General features: G+C 43.1%; 12 protein-coding genes. 8 read left to right on the top strand and 4 right to left on the bottom strand.

All coding sequences use genetic code 11. The annotated features are described in order from the left end of the window. The 4 genes from AC4II3_RS22150 to AC4II3_RS22135 form a co-directional block, all read left to right on the top strand. A partial coding sequence (locus AC4II3_RS22150) for a hypothetical protein (RefSeq protein ID WP_490722886.1) occupies nt 1-186 on the top strand: 186 nt, incomplete at its 5' end. A gap of 231 nt (nt 187-417) precedes the next feature. After that, nucleotides 418-2,019, top strand: a complete 1,602-nt coding sequence (locus AC4II3_RS22145) for a GUN4 domain-containing protein (protein ID WP_488007486.1) — start codon at nt 418-420, stop codon at nt 2,017-2,019. A 79-nt stretch (nt 2,020-2,098) separates the two neighbouring features. Then, nucleotides 2,099-2,272 carry a hypothetical protein gene (locus AC4II3_RS22140; RefSeq protein WP_488007484.1) on the top strand — a complete coding sequence of 58 codons (174 nt, stop codon included), beginning with the start codon at nt 2,099-2,101 and terminating at the stop codon, nt 2,270-2,272. Then, nucleotides 2,269-2,895 carry a YdcF family protein gene (locus AC4II3_RS22135; RefSeq protein ID WP_488007482.1) on the top strand — a complete coding sequence of 209 codons (627 nt, stop codon included), beginning with the start codon at nt 2,269-2,271 and terminating at the stop codon, nt 2,893-2,895. Before AC4II3_RS22140 ends, AC4II3_RS22135 begins: the two co-directional genes overlap by 4 nt. Nucleotides 2,896-3,057: 162 nt before the next feature. Here the strand turns inward: AC4II3_RS22135 and AC4II3_RS22130 are convergent, their stop codons facing one another. After that, complete coding sequence (locus tag AC4II3_RS22130) at nt 3,058-3,258, bottom strand: type II toxin-antitoxin system HicB family antitoxin (RefSeq protein ID WP_488007526.1); 201 nt, start codon at nt 3,256-3,258, stop codon at nt 3,058-3,060. Nucleotides 3,259-3,369: 111 nt separating this feature from the next. Here AC4II3_RS22130 and AC4II3_RS22125 point away from each other — a divergent pair, with 111 nt between their 5' ends. Further along, nucleotides 3,370-3,504, top strand: coding sequence for a hypothetical protein (locus tag AC4II3_RS22125; RefSeq protein ID WP_488007480.1), 135 nt, complete (start codon nt 3,370-3,372; stop codon nt 3,502-3,504). Here AC4II3_RS22125 and AC4II3_RS22120 read toward each other — a convergent pair. The 3 genes from AC4II3_RS22120 to AC4II3_RS22110 form a co-directional block, all read right to left on the bottom strand. After that, nucleotides 3,470-3,805 carry an element excision factor XisI family protein gene (locus tag AC4II3_RS22120; RefSeq protein WP_488007479.1) on the bottom strand — a complete coding sequence of 112 codons (336 nt, stop codon included), beginning with the start codon at nt 3,803-3,805 and terminating at the stop codon, nt 3,470-3,472. The genes AC4II3_RS22125 and AC4II3_RS22120 overlap by 35 nt on opposite strands. Before the next feature lie 246 nt (nt 3,806-4,051). After that, a complete protein-coding gene (locus AC4II3_RS22115) occupies nt 4,052-4,213 on the bottom strand; it encodes an element excision factor XisH family protein (protein ID WP_488007477.1) in 162 nt (53 codons plus the stop codon). An 80-nt stretch (nt 4,214-4,293) separates the two neighbouring features. Next, nucleotides 4,294-4,497 (bottom strand): type II toxin-antitoxin system Phd/YefM family antitoxin, encoded by a 204-nt coding sequence (locus AC4II3_RS22110; RefSeq protein ID WP_488007475.1) that lies wholly within the window; start codon nt 4,495-4,497, stop codon nt 4,294-4,296. A gap of 231 nt (nt 4,498-4,728) precedes the next feature. Between AC4II3_RS22110 and AC4II3_RS22105 the strand changes: the two genes are divergently transcribed. From AC4II3_RS22105 to AC4II3_RS22095, 3 genes are read left to right on the top strand one after another with little or no spacing between them, the layout of a single operon-like run. Continuing rightward, a complete protein-coding gene (locus tag AC4II3_RS22105; protein WP_488007473.1) occupies nt 4,729-4,977 on the top strand; it encodes a hypothetical protein in 249 nt (82 codons plus the stop codon). A gap of 6 nt (nt 4,978-4,983) precedes the next feature. Beyond that, on the top strand, nt 4,984-5,226 hold the full coding sequence (gene vapB / locus AC4II3_RS22100; RefSeq protein WP_488007472.1) for a type II toxin-antitoxin system VapB family antitoxin: 243 nt from the start codon (nt 4,984-4,986) through the stop codon (nt 5,224-5,226). Further along, a complete protein-coding gene (locus tag AC4II3_RS22095; protein WP_488007470.1) occupies nt 5,226-5,630 on the top strand; it encodes a type II toxin-antitoxin system VapC family toxin in 405 nt (134 codons plus the stop codon). The genes vapB and AC4II3_RS22095 overlap by 1 nt, the downstream gene beginning before the upstream one ends. Nucleotides 5,631-5,986: the final 356 nt, after the last annotated feature.

The raw sequence follows: 5,986 nt of genomic DNA, 5'->3' as shown, positions 1-5,986 counted from the left end.
AAAAAGCTATTGCACTATTTTAGCTGTGCCACGCCAGTAGGGTGCGTTAGGGGCGGGCTTGCCCTGATGTTTAACCTCGTAGCCAGTGTTAGGTTGCTGCCCGTAACGCACCAACCAAGGGCTTACCTCTTGCCTCTTGCCTCTTGCCTCTTGCCTGTTCCCTGTTCCCTGTTCCCTGTTCCCTAAAACCCAAGAATTTTTACCTGACCGAATTCAAAACCGCTTCTTATTATCTATTCAAAGTTTTATAATAGCGTCAATTAATTTACGATATCAACATAGTAATGTCAAGCAGCTAGGCTATGATAAGTGGTCGAATACAAGTAAATTTTCCTGTTTCCAGATCCGCTGTTCCCTAGAACCTAGGAAGCTTTACCTCACCCAAGTAAAAATCGCTATCTTGAGCCTAATTTATTTATGAGCAAAAATTATGCGATCGCTATTGGTATTAATCAATACCAATTCCTACAACCATTAGACTATGCCAGCAATGATGCGTGGTTAGTACAAAAGCTATTTAGGGAAGACTTAGGGTTTGAGCGAGTATTTGTATTTACCGATACAACTAAACAAGGGATAATTCCCACACGGGCAAATCTTTTAAATTTTATAGCCCATTTGTCTATGGAGCCATTTCTGGAACCAACTGACAATTTCTGGTTCTTTTTTCGTGGACATGGAATTAACCATAACGGCTCTAATTATTTAATGCCTGTAGATGGCCAACTTACTGATATCGACAATACTGCCATTTCGATTGCTGAAATTACCAACTACCTGAACAAGTGTGGTGCTGGTAATACCATTTTATTGTTAGATATTTTCTATCAAGAAAGAAAAACTGACTCTCCTCTAGAATATCTTAATTACGCCAAATTAACTAATCATAATATTACCACATTTTTCGCCCAGTCGTATAGTCAATTGTCCTATGATATTCCCTTTTTAAAATACGGTGTATTTGCCTATGCTCTTACGGAAGGATTAGGAGATAGAGGACAATGCTCAACTGTCGCCAAATTAGACAACTATTTGCACCATCGAGTATATCACCTTGTCCAACAATATCATCAAGCAGACCAAACCCCAGCTTTGATATCACCTCAAGCGAATCGGATTCTGATTGGTAAACATGCCACCAAGCAAGATATTAACACTCTCAAAAACTCGGCATTACAAGCAGAAACTAAAGGTGAACTAGAAACCGCTAAAAATCTGTGGATTCAAGTTTTAGCTGTTGTGGCTACAGACACCGACGGGATTGATGCCCTGCAACGTATTTATATCAATCAATGTTACTCAACAAGCAACTTTAAGCAATCGTCTCATCAGCCATCATTAGTAAATCACCTTGGTCAGAACCAGGCTGAGATATCAACCACAGACTATTCCACCGTAGCAGTTGCCAATCCCACCACTCAACACAGCAACAGTCACATTGTCAAGCCTTCTCCCCAGCAGACAACGACTGATATTATCTCCAAGCAAAAAACTGCAAGCCATATCGAGATAGAACAATTTGTAACTTACGAGCAGTTAGCGACCTTCCTCTCCGCACAAAATTGGCGAGAAGCAGACAAAGCCACCTCAAAATTACTCCTTGAAATTAGTGGACGCCAAAAAGAAGGTTGGTTGACTATAGCAGCTATCAATAAATTAAACCCTCACACTCTACAATTAATAGACAAAATTTGGCACCAACACAGCCAAGGTAGGTTTGGATTCTCAGTACAAAAGCAGATTTGGGAAACCATTGAAGGTAGTCAAAATGCCAACTATCACGTCTGGTGTGACTATTGCGATCGCTTAGGTTGGCGTGTTAACGATAACTGGTGTTTCTACTCAAGTTTAACGTTCGATATTACTGCACCAAAAGGACATTTTCCTGCCGCCGGAATTATTAATATTATCAATCCTTGGAAGGGTTGGAGTGTAGGGGCTTTTGCTTGTGTTAATGGTTTTATTAACTTAATATATAGCAGTTCTCAAATGGTTGAGGTACAAAGTTCTGGGTTTTAGGGAACAGGGAACAGGGAACAGGGAACAGGGGATCGGGAATCAGGAGTGTGGGGAGATGGGGAGATGAGGAGATGGGGAGATGGGGAAATGGGGAGATGGGGAGATGGGGAGATGGGGAGATGGGGAGATTGGGAGATTGGGGGGAACCCTCAAGACCGGACTGGATCCCCAAGACTCTTCTGCTCCCTACTTCCTACTCCCTGCTGCCTACAAAATAATAACCCTACGGGAAAATCCTTATATTGATCTATGAAAGGAAACTTATCGTCACGCCGACCTTTCACCAATAAACCTGGCTTTAGCTACCCTCGCAAAACCCTACGCAAAATGCGGATGGTATTTACCCTTACCATTTTATGTATTGCTCTTACATTTATTCCCATTCGCTTAGGGCTGGCCCATCTCCAATCCCCGACTCCTCAGTTGATTCTGACCCTCGGTGGAACTATCGAACGGGAAACATTTACAGCTCAGTTTGCTCAGCAACATCCTAACCTTGATATTTGGGTCTCTTCTGGAGTGGCTACCTCACTTGCCCAAAAGGTCTTTAAGGAAGCAGGTATTCCTGATCAGCGAGTACATCTTGATCAGCGTGCTATCGATACGGTCACCAACTTTACCACCCTGGTTCAAGATTTCCAAACCCATGACATCCACCATGTCTATCTAATCACCTCAGACTTTCACATGCGTCGGTCAATTGCGATCGCCTTCTTTGTTTTCGGCAGTAACGGTATTGCCTTCACCCCTGTCGCCATTCCCTCCCAGAATCCTGATGAATCTTGGCTGCGAGTGGCACGGGATGTCGGGCGCTCGGTGGTCTGGATTATCACTGGTCATACTGGAGCGAGTCTTAAATATTATTTGCGAGCATGATCAGAATGAAGAATGAAGAATGAAGAATGAAGAATTTAGAATTTAGAATGAAGAATGAAGAATTTAGAATCGGGAGTCGGGAATCGGGAATCGGGAATCGGGAGATGGGGAGATGGGGAGTGAGATATTGAGAAATGCAGTAGTGGTAAACAATTCGTGATTTTAGATCCTGTTACCTTGACCAGATCGTAGGGAAACCACTACATCGTTACCACTACCTTCAAAATGACATTTAACAGCATCTCGAACCATCGTTTTCAGCTCATCTAACGTGTCTGCTTGGGTAAAAATAGACTCTCCTAAAGCTCTGGCCGTATAACCCCCTTCCGGATCTTCCTCAACCAAAAACACAACCTCGCTCATGTTCATGACTTCCCCATTGTTGTCTATATTTATTTCCCCATTGTTGTCTATATTTATTATGACATAGGGAGATGGGGAGATGGGGAGCTGGGGAGATGGGGAGATAGGGAGATGGGGAGTCAGTTCAGCGTTCCCTCTTGCCTCTTGCCTCTTGCCTTTTGCCTATTTCCGATTCCCGATTCCCGATTCCCGATTCCCGATTCCCCAAAAATCAACCCACCGCAAAATCACTATACTGACGCATAAACGGAGTATGAAAAGCTAACACAATGTCAAACTTAGGAATTCCCACATCAGTCAGCTCATTAGCCACACCATATTCCGTCCCATCATATTGAATCCAGATTTTATCATTGATAATATCAATGTGAATCAAGCAGCCATAGACGCGGCGATGCTCTTCCCAACCCACACTAATAATTTGATAGTGGTCGTTTTCTAGATCAAAGGAAGTATAGCGGTCTATATCCCCAAACGAAGGTTTTATTTTGCTGTAATCAGTCAATATTTTTTTAATCGCTTCACGATACTGATTTAATTTATCCATTGCACAATTACCTCCTGGTTAGGATCGAAGACTAACAGCTTAACTTGATACTCTTATCAGCTATCAGCTGTCAGCTGTCAGCCGTCAGCTAAAAGAAAACTACCCTAGCATGCGCCTATGCGCAATGGGAAAACGGTAGAATTAAATAGTTTGAGATTGTATAGAATTGAAATTCATTGAAAAAGCTCATTAGCTTTGTGGCAAAGGCTTTGGCCTTTGGCCACGCTGTGCGAACGATGCTGTGACTTAACCTCTTGTATTCAAAAGCTGACTGCTGACTGCTGACTGCTGACCGCTTACCTTTCGGGCACCTAAGTCGATATGCAATTGGCGATCGCGTAAATCTAACGTTAAGGGGTCGTGAGTAATTACCCAATTGTCATGGGACTTGGGCTTTTTTAACCACATCGTGAAATATATCCTTAGCAGGCATTGCTACATTTATTTTTTATAATCAAAAATCAATAGATATACTGTTACGAAAAATATTATAACTGTTCGTCAAAATCATCTGACATTTTCACTAACCCCTTAGCGCTTCCAAACTTAGGGGTTGCTTGTACTGCAATTGTTGGCACAATTCTAAAGGATTTCCCATCACTACCGAGGATGACAACCTCTTCTCCTGTTGCTGCTGCTTCAAGTAGTTCCGCGAGTTTAGCCTCAGCTTCTTTCACGTGAATTTGGTACATGATCACGGTTCCTGTCAGAGCCAACCCTTTGAGTATAGCAATTAGAAGGGAGTAGGGAATAGGGAATAGTGTCGGAAGTGTGGGGTCAGTGCAACGGTTTTATCAACAATGTGCTCAGTGCAACGGTTTTTTGATTAGGCAGCAGGGAGCTGAGGCCGTAGGCCACGCGGGGCGCGTTCGGAGCAGGGTGAAGTATCAGAACTGTAAGCCCAGTGCAACGGTTTCAAAACTGTGCGGCGCAACGGTTTTCTGATACCTATTGATAGAAAAAGGGACTTCCAAGCAAGGGGAGTGTCCCAGGTGTCGGAAGTGTGCGGTCAATGCAACGGTTTTTTTTCAACTGTGCGCTCAGTGCAACGGTTTTCTCAACTGTCGAAAGTGTTGGAAGATGGGGACTCAGCTCAGCGTTCCCTATTCCCTACTCCCTATTCCCTACTCCCTACTCCCAGCTACAATAAAGTGGACTATAGTTTAAGGTAATAAATCATGGATGCTCCTACTGCAACTAGGGAAGAGCTGTTTGTAAAATGGCAAGCACTACCACCTGTATTCCAGCAGCAGGTATTAGACTTCATTGATTTTCTGTTGGGCAAGTATGGACAGCAGCAGTCTGAAACTACTCCTCAAAAGCAGTTACGTCCATATGGACTCTGTATAGGCCAGTTCAAAGTGCCAGATGATTTTGATGCCCCGTTGCCAGATGACATTCTAGACGGGTTTGAGAACTAGTGAAAATTCTGTTAGATACGCATATTTTTCTATGGTTCATCAGTGGCGACACTATGCTATCGACAGATGTTCGAGACATCATCCGCGACCCAGATAACGAAGTCTACTTGAGTGTTGTTTCAGTTTGGGAGGCAATAGTCAAGTATCAACTGGGTAAGCTACCATTGCCAGAGCCACCAGATAAGTTTTTGCCAAACCAGCGTCAACTTCACCAAATTGCTAGTCTCGACCTTGATGAAGGTAGTGTTACTCAGTTATCAAAATTGCCCCTGCTCCATCGCGATCCCTTTGATAGGATGCTGATCAGCCAGGCTTTGGAGAAAGGTTTGACACTAGCAACTGTGGATCGAGAAATCCGCGCTTACCAACAAAACCTGCAGTTGAAAGTCCTCGACGTTAAGTAGAGGGATCATAACAAATGACCGGATTGATCCGGTCGTCTTTTTGATTGCTAACTTTTCTAAAGTATTTGATCTACCCTAGCATTTTCAGTTGAGATGTGAAACAATCAAAATGCTAGAAATTCATATGTCTAATTAAAGCATATACAAAGAGAGCACTATATTGAATAGTTGTGTCAATTTTTCCTTGACGAATGATTAATCAAGAGGGAATCGGGAATTTAGAATTTAGAATCCGGAATCGGGAATCGGGAATACGGAAGAGGCAAAAGGCATGCATGCTAGAGGCAACTTTCAACTTGACAAGCAACTAACCTACCCTACGGGAACGCCAAGGGCGAACAACCAACTAACCTTGG

The organism is Moorena sp. (genome assembly GCF_982860115.1).
Note: the sequence above shows the minus strand (reverse complement) of the source record. Positions and strands in the feature narration are given on the sequence as shown.